Origin of the sequence: Archangium violaceum (genome assembly GCF_016859125.1) — a bacterium.
Lineage (GTDB): Bacteria > Myxococcota > Myxococcia > Myxococcales > Myxococcaceae > Archangium > Archangium violaceum_A.
This window is the reverse complement of record NZ_CP069338.1, coordinates 6,007,701-6,025,004: the sequence shown is the minus strand read 5'-3', so window position 1 is coordinate 6,025,004 and position 17,304 is coordinate 6,007,701. Positions and strand designations below refer to the sequence as shown.

The following is a 17,304-nucleotide window of genomic DNA, read 5'->3' as shown; positions in this document are numbered from 1 at the left end:
TGAACGGTCCGGGACACTCCCCCTGTCCCATCCGGTACACCCGCCGGGCCCCTGATGCCCTGGCGGGCCTGATTCCAAGGGGTTGGAGCGCGGCACGGGGAGTGCTTCGGGGAGGACACATGAGCCATCGGGCTCATGAAGCCTCACTACGAAACCCCGGAGCACCCTCCATGAAACGCCTCCAGCTTCTCGCGTTCAGCCTGTTCGCCATCGCCTTCGGACTCGTCACCGTCGGCTGCGGCGGCAACGACAGCAGCGTCACCATCAAGCTCACCGACGCCCCGGGCGACTTCAAGGCGGCCGTCGTCACCATCTCGGAGGTCTACCTCCAGGGTGAGGGTGGCAGGCTCGTCCTCAGCAGCGAGGCCACCACCACCAACCTGGTGACCCTGGCCAACGACACGAAGGACATCGTCAAGGACGCGGTCGTCCCCGCTGGCAGGTACAGCGAGCTGCGCTTCGTCATCTCCGGCGCCTACATCGAGGTCGAGCAGGAGGATGGCAGCACCCTCATCTACGCCACGGATGAGAACTACGAGGGCCTGCCCGAGGGCGCCCAGGTCGCGGGCCGCCTGCAGACGCCCAGCTTCAGCTCCTCCGGCCTGAAGGTGAAGTTCGACGGCGACGTCGAGGTGTCCGGCGAGCAGAAGGTGATTCTCGTGGACTTCGACGTGTCCCAGAGCTTCGGCAAGGAGCGCGGCCAGGGCGACAAGTGGGTGATGAAGCCGGTCATCAAGGGCGCGGACATCACCTTCAGCGGCAGCGTGAATGTCACCCTGGCCAAGGACGCCGCCGTCATCCTCCCCGAGTTCGAGGGCCGGGTGCTGTCGCTCGCCGACTTCAAGGCCACGCTCAAGCCCACCGAGGCCAGCCCGGATGGCGCCTCCGCCCCGGCCGCCGAGGAGATCGCCCTGACGGACGCCAACGGCGACGGCATCTTCGAGGCCAGCTTCAAGTTCCTCGTCCCCGGCAACTACGAGATCGGCTTCACCGGCCCCGAGGGCATCAGCTTCACCATCAACCCGGCCGTGCCCGCCTCCGTCGTCATCGTCTCCGGCCAGGACCAGACGCAGGCCTTCGTGCTGACCTCGGCGTCCATCGCCATGCAGTAACGCAGTGTAATAAAATGGAGCCTCCCAGGGCGGGCTTGTAGTATAAAGGCCTCCCCCTAGTAGTACCCCCCCTAGTAGTACCGGACGGGGATACGGCACGGCACCGTATCCCCGTTCGGTCTTTTTCGGGCCCAGGTGGAATCATCGGGCTCAGAGGAGCGCGAGCTGCTTGGGCTGACCGAGCGCGCGCGCATCCAGGCCCTCCCCCCGCAACACCTCGGCGAGCTCCTCGGCGAAGCCGTGCAGGGTGATGACGTCGCGGGCGCCGGTGGCCTTCACGTAACGCACGAGTGACGGACAGTCGGCATGGTCCGACAGCGGGAAGGCCACGTCCGCGCCGTAGCGCCGCGCGGCGCCGCCGCCGTCGAGCGCCCAGCCGGTGAGCACGGCGGTGGCCCTCGGCCAGAAGGGAGCGAGTGCCCCACCCCGCGCCAGGTGCGGAGGGAAGAAGAGCACCTCGCCCGGCTCGACACGGCCCTCGAAGCGGCGCAGCGGCTCGATGGAGACACCGAATTCGCCGTAGAGCTTCGTCACCTCGTAGATGGAGGGGTGGGCCACCAGCGGGAAGCCGCGGTTGGACAGGTACTTCATCGCCTCCTGGCTCTTGCCCAGCGGATACGCGAGCAGCACCGGCACCGCGCCGCGCTCCAGGTGACGGCGCACCCAGGACTCCACCGCGCCCAGCACCTCGTCACGAGGCGGGAAGACGTAGCGCGGGTGCCCGAAGGTGGACTCGATGACGAGCGTGTCGCACTCGGCCACCTGCACGGGCTCGGCGGTGAGCGAGGGCGCGAGGTTGAGGTCCCCCGTGTAGACGATGCGCTTGCCGTCCTCGCGGATGACGCGCAGCTGGGCACTGCCGAGGATGTGGCCCGCGGGCAACAGCTCCAACATGAGCGAGCCCAGCTCGAAGGGACGGCCGTAGGGGACCGGCAACGGGGCGCTCACCTTCCCCAGCCGGTGCACCATGAAGCGCAGCGTGGCGGCGGTGGCGATGGTGCGCTCGTGCCGGGCGATGTGGTCCGAGTGCGCGTGGCTGACGAAGGACAGGGGGGACTTGCGTGTGGCATCCAGGGACAGGGGCGTCCCGGTCAGGTGCAGTCCGTTCCTTCGCAGCTCGACGCTCATGGGGAACGCCGGGTATAGCGTGTCCCGGCGGGCATGCACGTCTTCTGCTCCCTCAGGCGGCTCGGACGTCGGGCCTGCGCGGGAGCGGGCGCTGGGACTAGCCGACGCTGTCCGGCACGGCGGGCCTGCCCGCGCGCAGACGCTCGAAGAGGTGTCCACCCACCTCGGCCACCAGCACGCCCAGCACGATGAGGCCCCCACCCACCCACTCGCGCACGCCGAGCTTCTCGTAGCCGAGCGCCACCGAGTACACGCCCGTGAAGACGGGCTCCATGGAGCAGATGAGCGCCACGCGCACGGCGGTGGTACGCGCCTGGGCCCACGTCTGCACGCAGATGCCCATCGCGCTGGCGAGCAGCCCGCAGTAGGCCACCGCCCCGAGGAAGGCTGGCGTCCACGCCACCCGCGCCTGGGTGAAGGGCAGGCAGAGCGCGGACAGCAGGGCCACCACCCACAACTGCACCGCCACCAGCGGCACCACGCCCGTCTTGGGCGCGTACCGCTCGGTGAGGAGCATGTGGATGGCGTAGGCCGCCGCGCAGCCGAGCGTCAGCCAGTCGCCCAGGGACAGGCCCTTCCCCGCGTCCAGCTCCGCGCCGGTGAGGTAGCGCAGGCCCACCGCCGCCAGCACCACGCCCACCCACGAGGAGACGCGAGGCACCCGCCGGAAGAGCGCCAGCCCCAGCACCGGGACGAACACCACGTACAGCCCGGTGATGAAGGCCGAGCGCGAGGGCGTGGTGGACACCAGGCCCACCGTCTGCAGCACGAAGCCGAGGAAGAGGAAGACGCCCAGCACCAGCCCGCGGCGCAGCGTGTGCGGGACGAGCATCTGGCGCCGGGCCACGGCCGTGAGCGCCAGCGCGCCCAGGGTGAAGCGCAGCGCGAGGAAGGAGTACGGGTCCCCATCTCCGAGCGCTCCCTTCACGACCAGGAAGGTGGTGCCCCAGAAGGCGGTCATGAGGGCCAGGGCCCCGTCCGCCTGGAGGCGCGCATGGCCCTCCTGGGGGCGCGCGGTGTTCGTCGTCGGGGAGGAAGAGGGGCTGCTCACGGACAGCGCTTCTGGCCTACCCTTCGGGACGATGCAAGGGGGCTCACCCCGCGCTTCGGCCCACCCCTCGCTTGAATGATCGCCAGGCCACGCGAACCTGCTCGTGACGCCACAGCCACCGGAGCAGACGGTGGGAGGAGAGGAGCAGACTTCGGGAGGAACGAGGCACGGGAAGCTGGAGCCGCCCGCGTTTCACCGCCGTGACACGGCCGAGCACCCGTTTGAGCTCATCCGAAGCGCCCAGGAAGGCCCGGGTCTCCAGCGGGCCGGTGCGCGCCACCACGTGGGCCGAGAGCCGTCCATCCTGGCGAAGCACCAGGGCGATGTCCCCCGCCGCCAGCGCGTCCTCACCGCAGCGCAGGACACGCACGCCGTCACCCGGCCAGAGCAGAGGCACCATGCTGCGGCCCAGCCCCGAGAGCCAGAGGGAGCGGCCCTCGGGAAGAGCCTCCAGCAGCCGGAGGACCTCAGCGGGCCGCATGGTCCTCGCACCAGCGCCGCAAGTACCCGCCCGCTTCGGGAGCGTTGCGGAAGGAGAAGCGATACGAGGGGAAATGGGAGGCCAGCCCGGCCACCCGCTGGAGCAGCTCGGCCCGGGTGAGTCCGTCCTCGGGCGCGCGAAAGGTCTGGGAGAGCAGCAGCGGCACCGCGGAGGATGGGGCCAGCGGCTCGAGCGACTCGGAGGAGGCGTGCACCAACGAGAAGAGCCCGCCCAGCAGGGCCTCGCGGGCCGTGCCCCCCAGGTCAGCGTCGGAGCGAAAGGGCGTTCCGAGCACCCGCCCATCCGGCAGCAGCGCCACCACCTCGTCGGACAGCAGCGCTCCGCCCGCGAGCCGCGCCAGGCGCGCGAAGGTGGACTTGCCCGCGCCACTCGGCCCCACGGCCACGAGCGCCTTCCCACCGAAGGCCACGCTGGATGCGTGGAGGAGCACCCCGCCCTGTCGGAGCGTCGCCAGGAGGAAGGCGGCCCGTAACCCAAGCTCCGCTGCCAGCACGCTCTGCGTACAGGCGATGCGGATGAGAGCTCCCTCCACCTGGTAGCGGCCGAGCGTCGGGTAGCGGGGATTGAGGGGCTGCCCGGTGGACAGCGTGGGGACGCGCTCCAGGCGGAGCTCGGACAGGGCCCGGGGCTCCTCCGATGCGCTCCGGAAGCGCTCCACATCACACCGGGGTGCGGCCAGGCCGAGGAGTGAGGGCTCGACCTGGATGCACCAGTCCCCCAGACGCAGGCGGACCATTCAGCGATTCACGCGCCCGACGATTTCGGGAGGAGGCCATCGCATGGATCGAACTCGGTCGGTACGCAGTTGGTCGGGGTGAAGAGGTCGGGAACCAGGATCTTCACCGAGCGCACCTTGGGACGGCGATATGGCTTCTTGGGTCGTTCCATGGCGGCTCCTCAATACCAGACTTCCACCGTCGCGGGAGTGCTTTGGCTGTCGCCCGCGGCCACGTCAGGCAGGCCGTCGCCGTTGAAGTCGCCCGACGCGATGCTGATGCCCAGGGCCGTACTCGACGTCAGGCGGGACTGCATGAGGCCGCCCAGGACGGCGGCGTCGAACTCGTTGCGCGTCCCGCCCTGGTTGTAGAAGACCCAGGCCGAGTTGTTCGTCGTCTGGTTCTGTCCGATGAGCAGGTCCAGCAACCCGTCGCCATTGAAGTCGGCCACCCGCAGGCCGCTGCCAAAACGTACGCCACCGGAGATCCTCAGCCGCGCCGTCGTGAAGCCCGTGGGCCCGCCATCCGGGTAGACGTACACCGCCTGTTTGAAGGGGTTGGCCACCACGAAGTCGACCCCCGGACCACGGATGAGGTTCCTCCCGCCCACCGCTTCGGTGCCGAAACCGTTCAGGCTCGTGCCCGTATCCGGGGGGTCCTGGAGGAGCTGGAGGATGTCCGTCGCCGCCGTGGAGAGCGTCACGCCCTTCGTCAGCCGGCTCCCGGAGTAGAGCCACACCTTGTTGATGTCCTGCCGCGCGGCCGCCACGCACATCTCGGGAGCGCCGTCCCCGTTGAGGTCTCCCAACGTGACGTTGCCGCGATACATGCCAAAGAAAGGCGTCCCCGGGTCCCCGACGAACGTCACATCCGCCGCCGAAGCGGGGATGACGCAGGCCCCCGTGGTGCTCGTGCAGGAGCTCCCCGTGACCGGGTCCTTCCCCAGGGAGCGCCACTCCGCGACCGGACGGCCGAAGAACAGATAGGTCTTCACCTCGCCATAGGAGCTGAAGACGAGCTCCTTCAACCCATCCCCATCGAGGTCGTCGATGATGCGGGTGCTGCCACCGAAGTTGGCCGCGATGCCCGAGGGTCCTTGGAACTCGAGGTAACGGGTCTTGTCCAACTGCTGGTCCTTGCGTCCGAAGTAGAGGAAGGCGCGCCCGCGCTCGAGCGACCCCCCACCCGTCCACCGCCGCGCGCCCACCACCAGATCGGCCACGACGTCACCAGCCTCGTCCCCCACGTTTCCGAGCGAGAAATCGCCGCCATACGTCTGGGTGAGCGTATCCGGCGGAACGAGCTCCTGACGCACGGCGGACGCCGGGTCCGCGGAGCCGTAGTAGACGAAAACCGCTCCCGGCTGGATGTCCGAGGCTCCCACCACGAGGTCGTCCTTGCCGTCCCCGTTCAGGTCCTCCCCAGAAGCCATGTACTTGGCGAAGCCATTGCCCGTACCGGAGCCCGCGGGGTTGGACAGGCTGGCGCGCCGCCAGAAGTTGGCGATGGGCGCCGTCTCCTTCTGGAAGGGAGAGTAGTTGCCCACTTCGTCACAGGCGCGCACCTGGATGGAGTAGCTCGCCAGCGGCGGCAGTTTCAAATCATAGGCGAGCGTGCTGGACGACAGCAGCTTGCCGGTCTCCTGCCTCACCTTGCTCGTGTCGTGGAACTGGGCGTTGTCCGCGATGACGTCGGGCACCAGGACGTTCGTCGTCCAGCGCAGGTCGTAGCCCTGGACGACGCGCGAGAGGCCATCATCGCCCACGGGGTCCCACCGCACTTCGACGATGGCGCTCCGCACGAGAGCGGGCGGGAGTGTACGCCGGACGATGGGGGCCGCGGGGGAAACCACGTCCACGGTGACCTGCGCCGTGTACGAGACCTGATTGCCGGACGCATCGCTCACGCGGATCTCCAACGTCCCGGACGAGTCGTGCGGCAGCGTCACCGTGCGATCGATCGTCGTGGTGTCCGTGGAGGGAGTCACCAGGGGGCTCACCTCGGAGCCGTTGTAGAAGAACCGCACCTGCCCGCCCTGCGCTCCCGTCACATCGAAGAGGAGCTGCACCTGTCCTCCTTCCTGGTCCGCCCACAGATCCGCCACATAACCCGGTACCGTCTTGAGGACGTTCACGTTGTCGGAGGCGGCCACCAGGAAGAGCTTCCCAGCGGAGTCCTTCCTGGGCAGGGTGACGGAGAGGGTGGGCGAAGAGATGTCCGCCGAGGCCTCCAGCAGATCCACCGTCGTATTGCCCACGCTGTCCGTCATCTCCACGCGGAAGCGCGCCGTCTCGCCATCCGCGAGCGTCACCGGGAAGGAGAAGCGGCCCGCGGCGTCCACGCTCGTGGTGCGCTCGGCGGGGACCGTATCATCGCGGAAGAGGCTCACGCCGAGCCCCTTGCAGTCCGGCGCCTCTCCCACCAGGGTGTACTGCAGGCCGGGCACACCTGTGTTCTGATCGTCACGCGCCAGGAAGCGCACGGGACTGCCAGCCGGGTCGATGAAGCGCAGCTGGCACCCCGGGGCATCCACGGTCACGTTGTCCACCGTCGCCGTGGCGAGGTTGCCCGCCGCATCCATCAACTCCGCGCTGAGTTGGTAGATGCCCGGCGTCAGGGTCACGGTGGTCCGGGCGAGGAACGAGCCATCCGCCTCACGTGTGACAGAGGCCTGGCCCACCTTCTCCCGCGCCCCCGCGGTGGGCCATGCGTAGATGCCCACCACGCGGCCTTCCTCGCCATCCACCGAAAGCTCCACCGTCATCAGCGAGCCGATATGGGTGCTACCCGCCACGGGTCGCGTGAAGGCCAGCGTCGGAGGCACCAGGTCCATGGAGACCTCGAACGTCACGACATTGCCGTTACCCAGCAGATCCGTGGCGGAGAGCTCGAACCGCGTGACGCCCGATTCGACCGTGAACATCTGCGACACGGTCGTGCCCGTCCGGGTCCGCGGAGCGCTGGAGGCAGGCGCTGGCGTGGCGACGATCGCCACACCGTCCGGTCCCACGTCCGCGGAGGTGTCGAACGCGACGAGGAGCTGGAAACCAGGCGTCGCCGGGTCCGCGTCATCCGCGGGCCCGAGGCTCAGCTTCACGGGAGACAGGAGGCCGATGTCCGGAGGCTTGCGATCCAACCGGAGGTTGAAGAAGGCGGCATCATTGCGTGGATCCAACGGCCGGCCCGCTCCCAGGTTGTTGGTGTTGCCAGACTGCTCCACCAGGCGCACCGCGAGCTCGAGGGTGACGTCCTGTGCGCTCTCCAGCGCATCCAGGACGACACGGGCCTGGCCGTTCTCGACGAGGGCCGAGCCCAGCACGGACTTGCTCACCTGATTGAAGACCTGCACCACGCTGCCGTTCTCGAGCTCGGTCGTGGAGACCTGTACCACCGGCGCTCCGGAAGGCAGCTCGTTCGAATTCAGGATGCGGTCCCCCAGCTCGTCATGCTCGAGCTGGACCGACACCACACGCGGGCGCTGGCCATCCACCGTCATCACCACCAGCTCAGAGGTGGTGAGCGCGCCATCGTCGAGGACGGCGTAGAGCGAGTAACGCCCCTCGGGATAGGTGAAGAGGGCCGTATTCGGGGGCGCATTGGACACCAGGGTGTAGCCCACTCCGTCCCGGCAGGGCATGGCGCCCGTCAGCAGCTCGACGTCGGAACAGATGTCCACCGTGTACTGCGTGGCGGTGGTCGTCACGCTGTAGTTCAAGGGCCGCTGGATGCCGGGCACGTCCAGCTGGAGATCCTGGCCCACGTTGTAGATGACCGACCCCGACGCGGATTGAGGAGCCGTGAGCACCACCGACACCGGAGCCGTGTTCACGACGAAGAGGCCCGTGACACAGGTGATGGCACCACCGGACTCCACCAACTCACCTCGCAGCACGTTGATCCCCTCGGAGAGGATGACCTCCTCGAACGTGTACTCGGTCTGGGCCGCGGTGACGGAGACCTCCCTGAGTACCGTCGTTCCGCTCTGCAGCCGGAGAACTCCAGCCCGGCCCGGCAGGGACACCTTGACCGGCATGGCGAGCCCGCCGCCCATCTGCACCTCGCCGCTGTCACGGCCGAGCGTCGAACCCGCCACCGGGGAGACGAACTCCAGGGCGCCCGGGTCCAGGTTCAGCACCAACGGCTTCTTCAACGTGGCGGTGTTGCCCGCCACGTCCGTGGCCGTCAACGTCAACACGCAGGTGCCGGAGCGAGGCACCGTCACCTCGCGGAGCAGCGCCATCCCCAAGGCATCCGCCTTCGCGGTGACACCCGCCGCCAGCGCACACCCCGTCACGCTCACCGTGCTCTCAGGCTCGGTCCACGCCTCGACGATGATCTGCGTGCCCGGAAGCACCGAGGTATCCGTCGTGCTGCCGTCCAGGGTTCCGGAGTCATCCGGAGCTCCGCGCACCCGGGCCGAGAGCACCGGGGGCTGGGTGTCCAGACGAACAGCGACCGCCTGGCTCACCCCCCCCGGGCACTGCACGATGAGCTCGAACTCTCCATCGTCCAAGGAGAGGAACACCGTGGCGGTGCCTCCGGAGATCGTCCCCGACTCCTCCGCCACCGGAGTCGGCACGCCGGACTCGAAAGCCCGGACGGTGACAGGACCCGACTCCGCTTCCACCTGGACGGAGAGCGGGTCGTTCCCCTCGCCACGAACCGCATGGTCGCGCGGGGACATGATGCGGCAGGCCTTGCGACCCGTCGCCACCCTCACCGTCTTCAGCAGACACGACTCGAGGCCCGCGACATTACGGACGCAGGCCCGGAGGGTGTTCTCCCCTTCGGCGAGGTCCGCGATGAAGTCGGCCACGAGCCGTCCGCCCTCGCTCCGGGTGCTCACGCGCACCGGCGTACCGAGCCGGCCGTTGACGGACTGCCAGAACTCCACGGGCGTCCCTTCGGAGACACCGGTGACGGTGGCCTGCACCGGAAGTTGCACGCCGTTCGCGGGGTTGGCATCTCCATCCTCGTTCACGGACTCCGCCGCCGTCAGCGACAGCAAGGGCGCGGTGTTGGCCACCTCCACGGTGAAGGGCAGACGCGTCATGTTGCCGCCGGAGTCCGTCACGCTCAGCGTGAACGACTGCGTCCCCGCCTCCAGCACCGACACGGACGGGTAGGACACACCTCCCGTCCCCACGTCCGCGGTGAGCACATCCCCGCTCGCGAGGGACAACGTCGCCGAGGCCCCGTCCTCGCAGCAGCCCACCGCCGCCTCCACCTTGAAGGTGGTGGAAGCCACGGGCGCCACGGGCCCGGACACCTCCACGCGCGGCGCCACCGTGTCCACGGTGAGGGCACGCCGGGGACTCGTCACGAGCCGCTCACCGAACTTCACCACCGCGTAGCACTCAGCCACCTGGGCCTCGCAGGCGGCCTGGGTGAGCGTCACCGGAACCTCGGTGGTACCACCCGGTGCCACGACGAAGTCCGTCGGCGGAATGCCGCAGGCCTTCTCGCACACCAGCGTGCCCTCGCGGCCCGCAAGCCCGGCGGTGCGCAGCTTGAAGCGCACCTGGTAGCCCGGCGTGGCGGGGTCCGCGTCATCCAACTCGCGCAGCACCTGGCCCTCGGCGGGACTGGTGAGGTCCACGCTCCACGTCTCCGAGCCCACCGTCACGCTCTGGCTGCGCGTGGCCGTGCGCTTCGAGCCCTCCTCCTCCACCGTCACCCGCAGCACGGTGGTGCGCCCCGGCATCGTCACCAGCGGGAAGCGCACGCGCGCGCCCTCGAGCACGCCCGCCGGCCCCTCGCGCCACGACGCCTCCCCCGCCAGTTGCACCTCGAGCGTCGCCTTCCCCAGCGTCACCGCCCGTCCAGCCGAATCCGTCGCCGCCGCGACCACGTCGTACTGGAAGCCCTCGGTTGCCGGATCCGCGTCATCACCCATGGCCAGGCGCTGACCATCCACCGGCTGCTCGAACGCCACCGTCAGCTCGGACTCCACCGGCGGCTTGCCGCACGTACACCCCGCGACCCACAGCGCACACACCGCCAGAAGCCACTGCCATCCCGCTCGATGCATGACTGCCTCTCGATGTACCGGCACCGGCCCCTCCGGGCTCACGGCCCGAGCACCAGCACCTTCTTGTCCACCAGGAGCCGTACGAAGGTGACCGTGTCCTCCCGGCACACCGCGGGCTCCACATCAAACTCGTCGCACAGCGCGGCCACGATGCCGCTCACCGTCCGCCACCCATCCACCAGCTCGAGGATGCGCTCGGCCACCTCGGACACCTGGCCGTCCTCGTCCTCGAACGTGTGCAGGGTGTCGTCGAGCCCCACCGCCAACATCCGGTCTCCCACGCGCTGAATGCCCGCGTCCGGGTGGAGGCGCGGCACCGCATCCATCACGTCACCCATGCGCGCGCGTCCTCGTCAGTCGCCATGACGGCTCCCCTGTCTCTCGGGGCAACCGGGCCTCCTGGCCCTGTGCGAAGTGGCACGATGCTACAAGTCCCCCTCCCCCCGAGCCAGAAACCGCAGCCTGTCCGCTCGCTCCTGTTGTCCACTACTGGGGAACAGTTATGACGAGGGCGCGTCACCGCCCATGTGCGGCACGAGGAGCCAGGAAAATTCCATGAACACGATGACCGAGGGCCAGATGGCGCCCCAACCGAGCTGGTGGGGCCGCAATTGGAAGTGGGTGGTACCCACGGGATGTCTGGGGCTGCTGCTGTCGTGCGGGTGCCTGGGCGCCGTCATCTTTGGCGTCACCTGGCAGGCCCTTCGAGGCACGGGCGTCTTCGTGGAAGCGGTGGCCCAGGCGAAGCAGTCACCCGAGGTGCGTCAGGCGCTCGGCGAGCCCGTCGAGGCGGGGCTGATGCTCCAGGGCTCCATCCAGTCCCACAATGATCAGGGCGCGGCGAACTTCTCCGTGCCCCTCACGGGCCCGAAGGGCGAAGGCACCCTGCACGTCGAGGCCTACAAGAGCGGGGGGGACTGGAACTTCACCACGCTGCGGGTGGACATCCCCGGGCGCCCGAGCATCGATCTGCTCGGCGGAGCCCCCGCCCCTCCTCCCGACACCGTCCCCTTCCCCGACTCGCCCCCGGAGCTCCCGGATGTCGAGCCCCTCCCCGATGAGGACGAGCCCTCCGAGCCCCGCGAGGAGCGGCCCACGGAGCGGAAGAAGGAAGACATCCAACTCTGAGCCCCGCAAAGCGGAAGGGGCGGCGCGAGGAGTCTTCCCCGCCACCGCCCCTCCTGAAACGCCCAGAGCGCTGACTAGCCCTTCGCGTTGTGGATGGCCTCGCGCAGCGCGGGCAGCACCTTGAAGAGGTCCTCCACCAGCCCGTAGTCCGCCACCTGGAAGATGGGGGCCTCGGGGTCCTTGTTGATGGCGACGATCGTCTTGGAGCTCTTCATACCGGCGAGGTGCTGGATGGCTCCGCTGATGCCCGCGGCGATGTAGAGCTGCGGCGCCACGACCTTGCCCGTCTGGCCCACCTGCAAGTCATTGGGCACCCAGCCGGCGTCGCACACCGCGCGCGAGGCGCCCACCGCGGCGCCCAGCTCGTCGGCCAGCGCCTCGATCTCCTTGAAGTCGCCCTTGGTGCCACGACCGCCGGAGACGACCACGCGTGCCTCGGTGAGCTCGGGCCGCGCGCTCTTGACCTCCTTGAAGTCCACGAACTTCGTCTTGCCCGCCTCCACCTTGGGCGAGAAGGTCTTCACCTCGGCGGCGCCCTGGCCCGCCTGGGCGGCGGGGAACTCGGTGGCGCGCAGGGTGAACACCTTCACCGGCGTGGTGAGCTTCACCTCGGCGAAGACGTTGCCCGCCCACATGGGCCGGGTGAAGGTGAGGTCAGCGCCACCGCCGTTGAAGCCCATGACGTCCGTGGCCATGGCGGCCTGCAGACGGGCGGCCACGCGCGGCATCAGGTCCTTGCCCTGGGCGGTGGACGCCATGCCCACGTAGTCGGCGCCAATGGACTTCGCCAGCTCGGCGATGGCCGGGGCATACGTCTCGGCCAGGTAGTGCTCGAACTCGGGGGCCGCGGCGGTGTGCACCACCTTGGCACCCAGGCCCTTGAGCTCCTCGGTCACCTTGGAAGGGTCCTTGGAGAGCAGCACCGTGTGCAGCTCCGCGCCCGCCTTGTCGGCGAGCTGCTTGCCCGCGCCCAGGGCGTTGAGGGTCGCCTTGCGCAGATTCCCGTCCGGCTGCTGCTCCGCAACGATGAGAACGATCGGCATGTTCAGCTCCAATTCTCGAAGAAGAGGGGGAACGGCTCCCCGTCAGACGACCTTGGCCTCGTTGCGCAGCTTGTCCACCAGCGTCGCCACGTCCGGCACCTTGATGCCCGCCTTGCGCGGAGGAGGCGCCGCCATCTTCAGCACCTGCACCTTCGGGGTGACGTCCACGCCCAGCTTCGCCGGCGTCAGCTCCTCGATGGGCTTGCTCTTGGCCTTCATGATGCCCGGGAGGCTGGCGTAGCGCGGCAGGTTCAGCCGCAGGTCCGTGGTGACCACCGCCGGCAGCGCGCACTCGAGCGTGGCCAGGCCGTTGTCCACCTCGCGCACCACGCGCACGCTCTTGCCATCCGCGCCCACCTGCAGCGCCGGCACCTTGTTCTTCTCCTGCTCGCTCTCCAGCGACTCCACCTTGGAGGCGAACGTGGCCTGGCCCCAGCCCAGGAACTCGGCCAGGTACTGGCCCACCTGGTTCTGGTCATCGTCGATGGCCTGCTTGCCCAGGATGACGAGGTCCGGCTTCTCCTTCTCCGCCACCTTCTGCAACAGTCCCGCCACGCCCATCTGATCCAACGGGCCCGTGTGGTTCACCCACACCGCGCGGGTGGCGCCCATGGCCAGCGCGTGCCGCAGCTGCTCCTGCACTTCCTTGCCGCCGATGGAGACGACCACCACCTCGCCGCCATGCTTGGCCACGAGACGCAGTCCCTCCTCGACGCCGATTTCGTCGAAGGGATTGATCTTGTACTTGAGCCCCTCCTGAACGATTCCCGAGCCGTCCGGCTTCACCTTGATCTTGGACTCGGGGTCTTCCACGCGCTTGGCGGTGACGAGGATCTTCACGGTCGTCCTTCTCCTTAGAGCGGGTACTCCCAGAACTGTCGGAACGGGCGCGTCCTCATGACGCAACGCGCCGCGTACGGGGCGTTGATTTACGCATCAACGCCCCGGTCCGGCAACCGGGAAGAGCAAGGAGCGGACAGTTTTTCTTGCCTACTTGAACAGCTCGCGCGCGATCACGAGGCGCTGCACCTGGCTGGTGCCCTCGTAGATTTGGATGAGCTTGGCGTCGCGCATGAGCTTCTCCACCGGGTACTCCTTGATGTAGCCGTAGCCGCCGTAGATTTGAACGGCGTCGGTGGCGACCTTCATGGCCATGTCAGCCGAGAAGCACTTGGCGTAGGACGACTGCAGGGAGGCGCGCTGGCCCTCGTCGAGCAGCCAGGCGCTCTGGTGGCACAGCAGGCGCGCGGCCTGGATGTTCATGGCCATGTCGGCGAGCATGAACTGGATGCCCTGGTGCTCGCGGATGGGCTTGCCGAACGTCTTGCGCTGAGCGGAGTACTCCAGCGAATACTCGAGCGCGGCGCGGGCGATGCCCACGGAAAGGATGGCGGTGATGGGACGGCTGTTGTCCAGCGTCTCCATGGCGATGCGCCAGCCCTCGCCCTCCTCGCCGATGCGGTTGTGCACCGGGACGCGCACGTCCTCGAAGGTGAGCGCCACGGTGTCGCTGGCGCGCTGACCCATCTTGTTCTCGTGCTTGCCCACGGTGAGGCCCTTGGGACGGCCCTCCACCACGAAGCACGTGATCCCCTTGTGCTTCCTGGCCTTATCCACGGTGGCGAACACCGTGTACTGGTCCGCGTGGCCACCGTTGGTGATGAAGCACTTGGAGCCGTTGAGCACGTAGTGGTCGCCGTCGCGCACCGCGGTGGTGCTCATGTTGGCCACGTCCGAGCCCGCCTCCGGCTCGGTGAGGCAGAAGGAGGCGAGCTTGAACTTCTCCGTGAACGGCGTGAGCAGGCGCTTCTTCTGCTCGTCGGTGGCGCCCACGATGATGGGCAGGTTGGCCAGGTCGTTGGCCGTGATGGAGGTGGCCATGCCCGCGCAGCCCCAGGCCAGCTCCTCGTAGGCCAGGAGCTGATCCACGTGCGACAGCCCCACTCCGCCGTAGGCCTCCGGGATGGCCATGTTCAGCAGGCCGTTCTCCCAGGCGGACACGATGATGTCCCGCGGGAACTCCGCGGTCTCGTCGTGATGGGCCGCCTTGGGGCGGATCACCTCACGCGCGAACTTGCGCGCCATCTCCTGCAGGGCGCGCTGGGATTCAGTGAGTTGGAAGTCCATCGGGGTTTCCTCGCGAGCTCGGGTGGGCACGGACACGTCGTGAGCAGAAGATTCCAACCTTCCAACTCTCTAAGAACGTGTCATGCATGTGTTGTTTGACGAATACCCCGCTCGCCAGAATACTGCTAGCCGTCAAGTATCGGGCCGGAGCATCACCCTGTTGAGGGGGAATCAACCACATGCATCGATTGTTGAAGTTCGCTGGCGCCCTGGCGCTGGTGTTGGGAATCACCGCTTGTCCGGGGCCGGAGCCCAAGCCGGAAGAGCCCTGGCTGTCGATGAGCGCCTCGCCGCGCACCCTCGACGATCTGGGCCAGACGAGCACCATCCGTGTCAGCGCCACCGATGCCCAGGGTGAAGAGGGAACGGGCGACGTTGAGCTGACCGCCTCGGCCGGCATGTTCGGGGATGGCCAGAAGACCACCACGCTGACGCTCTCGGGCGGCAGCGCCACCACCGAGTTCAAGTGCCCGAAGGCCCAGGACGCGGCCTGCAAGGGCACGGTGACCCTCAACGCGCAGTGGAACCAGACCACCGCCAAGACCACCATCCAGGTGGGTGGCACGATCACCGACCCGGGCGACGGGGGCACTGACGGGGGCACCGACGCGGGGGACGGTGGAGACGGAAACCCCTCCTCGAAGTTCAAGGTCAGCATCCAGAGCGACAAGCCGGCGATCGTGGCCAACACCGGAGATCGCTTGATCATCACCGCGACGGTGACGCGCACCGCGGACAACAGCCCGGTGGCGAACGGGACGCCCATCACCTTCGCCACGGACAAGGGCTCCTTCCAGCCTGAGGCAGGATTCCAGAGCACCATCGTCAACACGGTGGACGGCAAGGCCACCGCGTCGCTCTACGTGGCCAGCGCTGGGGCCGGCACCGCGCGCGTCACCATCACCGTGGAGAACGAGACGTCGGCGATGACGTATCCCTTCATGGATGTGTCCTCCATGTCCCACGTGAAGACCACCGCCACCAAGGATCAGCTCGGCGTGGAGTCCTCCGGCCGCGAGACCACCACGCCCATCACCTTCAAGCTGATCAACGCGAGCGGGCAGCCCGTGCCGAACATCGACGTGAACTTCTCGGTGTCGGGCGCCGCCGGTGCGAGCGTCACGCCGAGCGCGACGACGGATGCCTCGGGACAGGTGACCACCACACTGCGCGCGGGCAACTCAGTGGGCGTGGCCATCGTCAGGGCCGTGGTCACCGCCACGCGCGATTCCACCCCGCCCGTCGATGCCAACCACCCGGGTACCCCCATCGTCGGTGGCAAGCCGTCCGACGCCGGGTTCTCGGTGGACTGTGCCAAGAGGAACCTGGGCGCGCTCCACGCGACTCCCGTGAGGCAAGTCACCACCACCTGCACCGCCAAGCTGGTGGATCGCTTCGGCATCCCCGTGGGCCTGAAGACGTCAGTGCAGTGGTACCCCGAGGCGGGATCCATCAACAGCCCCGTGGAGTCCAAGCCCCAGACGACCAGCACTCCCGCTGCCGACACGGGCATGGCCACCACCATCTTCAGCACCATCGGCTACTTCCCGCCCTACCCGGTCGAGCCCCTGCCGGGAGAGAGGGTGCACAATGGTCGCAACCCCCGCGACATGGCGGTGACGATCATCGCCGTGGTGGCGGGCGAGGAGGACTTCACCGACGGCTCCGGCCCCGACCGCAAGCTCAACGGTCAGTGGGATCCCGGCGAGTGGTTCGTAGACCTGGGTGAGCCCCTGGTGGACCGCAACGACAACGGCGTCTGGGATCCGGGCGAGTTCTTCATCGACACCGAGCGCATCGACTGCGCCGACCCGAGCAAGCCCGCGACCCGCAACGGCAAGTGGGATGGGCCCAACGGCTGCTGGGACGGAAACACGCAGATCTGGCGAGCCATCCACATCGTCTACTCCGGCCCCCTGGATCCGACCAACTTCGAGCTCCTCACGCCCCCGGATGCGGCGCCGGCCGTCTACAATGTGCCCCTCAACTCAGTCCGGGATGTGTTCTTCCGTTGGGGCGATGCCTACTCCAATCAGATGTCATCGGACGCCGCGGGATTTACCGTGCAGCGCTCGGGAAATCGCGGCAACGCCGCAGTCACGCACACAGCCATGACGGTCGATTACGGTGGGTTCAGCATCGACTACAACAGGCGCGTGGCCACGACTCAGCCGGACGGCAGCCTGAAGATCGAGGGGCTGTGCGATGACGGTGCACCGACGCCGCCCGGCTCTGACACCTCCCCAGTCAAAACCCGCTGCGTCCACACGGTGGACTACAGCTTCAACTCCATGGTGGACGGAAACACCGGCTCCGTCCGCCTGACAGGGGCGACCAGCTCGACGGGAGGCCCGATCCGCAGCGACATCGAGCTCAAGGCCAGCCACTCCTTCTCGCCGACGCTCATCCTCAAGGCCTTCGAAGCGATCTTCCAGTAACGAGAGCTCCGAGCCGTAGATAGCACGA

General features: G+C 68.3%; 13 protein-coding genes. 3 read left to right on the top strand and 10 right to left on the bottom strand.

Annotated features, from left to right (window positions below; translation table 11 throughout):
• Window positions 1–170 precede the first annotated feature (170 nt).
• A complete protein-coding gene (locus JQX13_RS25820) occupies window positions 171–1,112 on the top strand; it encodes a DUF4382 domain-containing protein (RefSeq protein ID WP_203411563.1) in 942 nt (313 codons plus the stop codon).
• A 150-nt stretch (window positions 1,113–1,262) separates the two neighbouring features.
• Here JQX13_RS25820 and JQX13_RS25815 read toward each other — a convergent pair whose 3' ends face one another.
• From JQX13_RS25815 to JQX13_RS25785, 7 genes are all read right to left on the bottom strand, one after another.
• Entirely contained in the window at window positions 1,263–2,240 is a 978-nt protein-coding gene (locus tag JQX13_RS25815; protein ID WP_203411562.1) for an MBL fold metallo-hydrolase, read from the bottom strand.
• Between the two features lie 97 nt (window positions 2,241–2,337).
• Window positions 2,338–3,291, bottom strand: a complete 954-nt coding sequence (locus tag JQX13_RS25810; RefSeq protein WP_239015175.1) for a DMT family transporter — start codon at window positions 3,289–3,291, stop codon at window positions 2,338–2,340.
• 43 nt (window positions 3,292–3,334) lie between these two features.
• A complete protein-coding gene (locus tag JQX13_RS25805; RefSeq protein ID WP_203411561.1) occupies window positions 3,335–3,772 on the bottom strand; it encodes a hypothetical protein in 438 nt (145 codons plus the stop codon).
• Window positions 3,759–4,529 carry a potassium transporter TrkH gene (locus tag JQX13_RS25800; protein ID WP_203411560.1) on the bottom strand — a complete coding sequence of 257 codons (771 nt, stop codon included), beginning with the start codon at window positions 4,527–4,529 and terminating at the stop codon, window positions 3,759–3,761. The genes JQX13_RS25805 and JQX13_RS25800 overlap by 14 nt, the downstream gene beginning before the upstream one ends.
• An 8-nt stretch (window positions 4,530–4,537) precedes the next feature.
• Window positions 4,538–4,681, bottom strand: a complete 144-nt coding sequence (locus tag JQX13_RS25795) for a hypothetical protein (RefSeq protein ID WP_203411559.1) — start codon at window positions 4,679–4,681, stop codon at window positions 4,538–4,540.
• A 9-nt stretch (window positions 4,682–4,690) separates the two neighbouring features.
• The gene (locus tag JQX13_RS25790; protein ID WP_203411558.1) at window positions 4,691–10,540 is read right to left on the bottom strand and encodes an FG-GAP-like repeat-containing protein; all 5,850 of its coding nucleotides are present in this window, start codon (window positions 10,538–10,540) and stop codon (window positions 4,691–4,693) included.
• Between the two features lie 38 nt (window positions 10,541–10,578).
• A complete protein-coding gene (locus JQX13_RS25785; protein WP_203411557.1) occupies window positions 10,579–10,878 on the bottom strand; it encodes a PqqD family protein in 300 nt (99 codons plus the stop codon).
• A gap of 217 nt (window positions 10,879–11,095) precedes the next feature.
• Between JQX13_RS25785 and JQX13_RS25780 the strand changes: the two genes are divergently transcribed.
• On the top strand, window positions 11,096–11,668 hold the full coding sequence (locus JQX13_RS25780; protein ID WP_203411556.1) for a cytochrome c oxidase assembly factor Coa1 family protein: 573 nt from the start codon (window positions 11,096–11,098) through the stop codon (window positions 11,666–11,668).
• Between the two features lie 74 nt (window positions 11,669–11,742).
• Here JQX13_RS25780 and JQX13_RS25775 read toward each other — a convergent pair whose 3' ends face one another.
• The 3 genes from JQX13_RS25775 to JQX13_RS25765 all read right to left on the bottom strand — a co-directional run bounded on the left by JQX13_RS25775 (window position 11,743) and on the right by JQX13_RS25765 (window position 14,838).
• Window positions 11,743–12,711, bottom strand: a complete 969-nt coding sequence (locus JQX13_RS25775) for an electron transfer flavoprotein subunit alpha/FixB family protein (protein WP_203411555.1) — start codon at window positions 12,709–12,711, stop codon at window positions 11,743–11,745.
• 42 nt (window positions 12,712–12,753) lie between these two features.
• Entirely contained in the window at window positions 12,754–13,551 is a 798-nt protein-coding gene (locus JQX13_RS25770) for an electron transfer flavoprotein subunit beta/FixA family protein (RefSeq protein WP_203411554.1), read from the bottom strand.
• Window positions 13,552–13,701: 150 nt separating this feature from the next.
• On the bottom strand, window positions 13,702–14,838 hold the full coding sequence (locus tag JQX13_RS25765) for an acyl-CoA dehydrogenase family protein (protein ID WP_203411553.1): 1,137 nt from the start codon (window positions 14,836–14,838) through the stop codon (window positions 13,702–13,704).
• 179 nt (window positions 14,839–15,017) lie between these two features.
• Here JQX13_RS25765 and JQX13_RS25760 point away from each other — a divergent pair, with 179 nt between their 5' ends.
• Window positions 15,018–17,276, top strand: coding sequence for an Ig-like domain-containing protein (locus JQX13_RS25760; RefSeq protein ID WP_203411552.1), 2,259 nt, complete (start codon window positions 15,018–15,020; stop codon window positions 17,274–17,276).
• Window positions 17,277–17,304: the final 28 nt, after the last annotated feature.

Bases quoted from the DNA above. Each gene is read 5' to 3' on its own strand.
- JQX13_RS25805 (WP_203411561.1), bottom strand. From the start codon at position 3,772: ATGCGGCCCGCTGAGGTCCTCCGGCTGCTGGAGGCTCTTCCCGAGGGC.
- JQX13_RS25760 (WP_203411552.1), top strand. From the start codon at position 15,018: ATGCATCGATTGTTGAAGTTCGCTGGCGCCCTGGCGCTGGTGTTGGGA.
- JQX13_RS25795 (WP_203411559.1), bottom strand. From the start codon at position 4,681: ATGGAACGACCCAAGAAGCCATATCGCCGTCCCAAGGTGCGCTCGGTG.
- JQX13_RS25765 (WP_203411553.1), bottom strand. From the start codon at position 14,838: ATGGACTTCCAACTCACTGAATCCCAGCGCGCCCTGCAGGAGATGGCG.
- JQX13_RS25800 (WP_203411560.1), bottom strand. From the start codon at position 4,529: ATGGTCCGCCTGCGTCTGGGGGACTGGTGCATCCAGGTCGAGCCCTCA.
- JQX13_RS25785 (WP_203411557.1), bottom strand. From the start codon at position 10,878: ATGGGTGACGTGATGGATGCGGTGCCGCGCCTCCACCCGGACGCGGGC.
- JQX13_RS25790 (WP_203411558.1), bottom strand. From the start codon at position 10,540: ATGCATCGAGCGGGATGGCAGTGGCTTCTGGCGGTGTGTGCGCTGTGG.
- JQX13_RS25780 (WP_203411556.1), top strand. From the start codon at position 11,096: ATGAACACGATGACCGAGGGCCAGATGGCGCCCCAACCGAGCTGGTGG.
- JQX13_RS25815 (WP_203411562.1), bottom strand. From the start codon at position 2,240: ATGAGCGTCGAGCTGCGAAGGAACGGACTGCACCTGACCGGGACGCCC.
- JQX13_RS25775 (WP_203411555.1), bottom strand. From the start codon at position 12,711: ATGCCGATCGTTCTCATCGTTGCGGAGCAGCAGCCGGACGGGAATCTG.
- JQX13_RS25820 (WP_203411563.1), top strand. From the start codon at position 171: ATGAAACGCCTCCAGCTTCTCGCGTTCAGCCTGTTCGCCATCGCCTTC.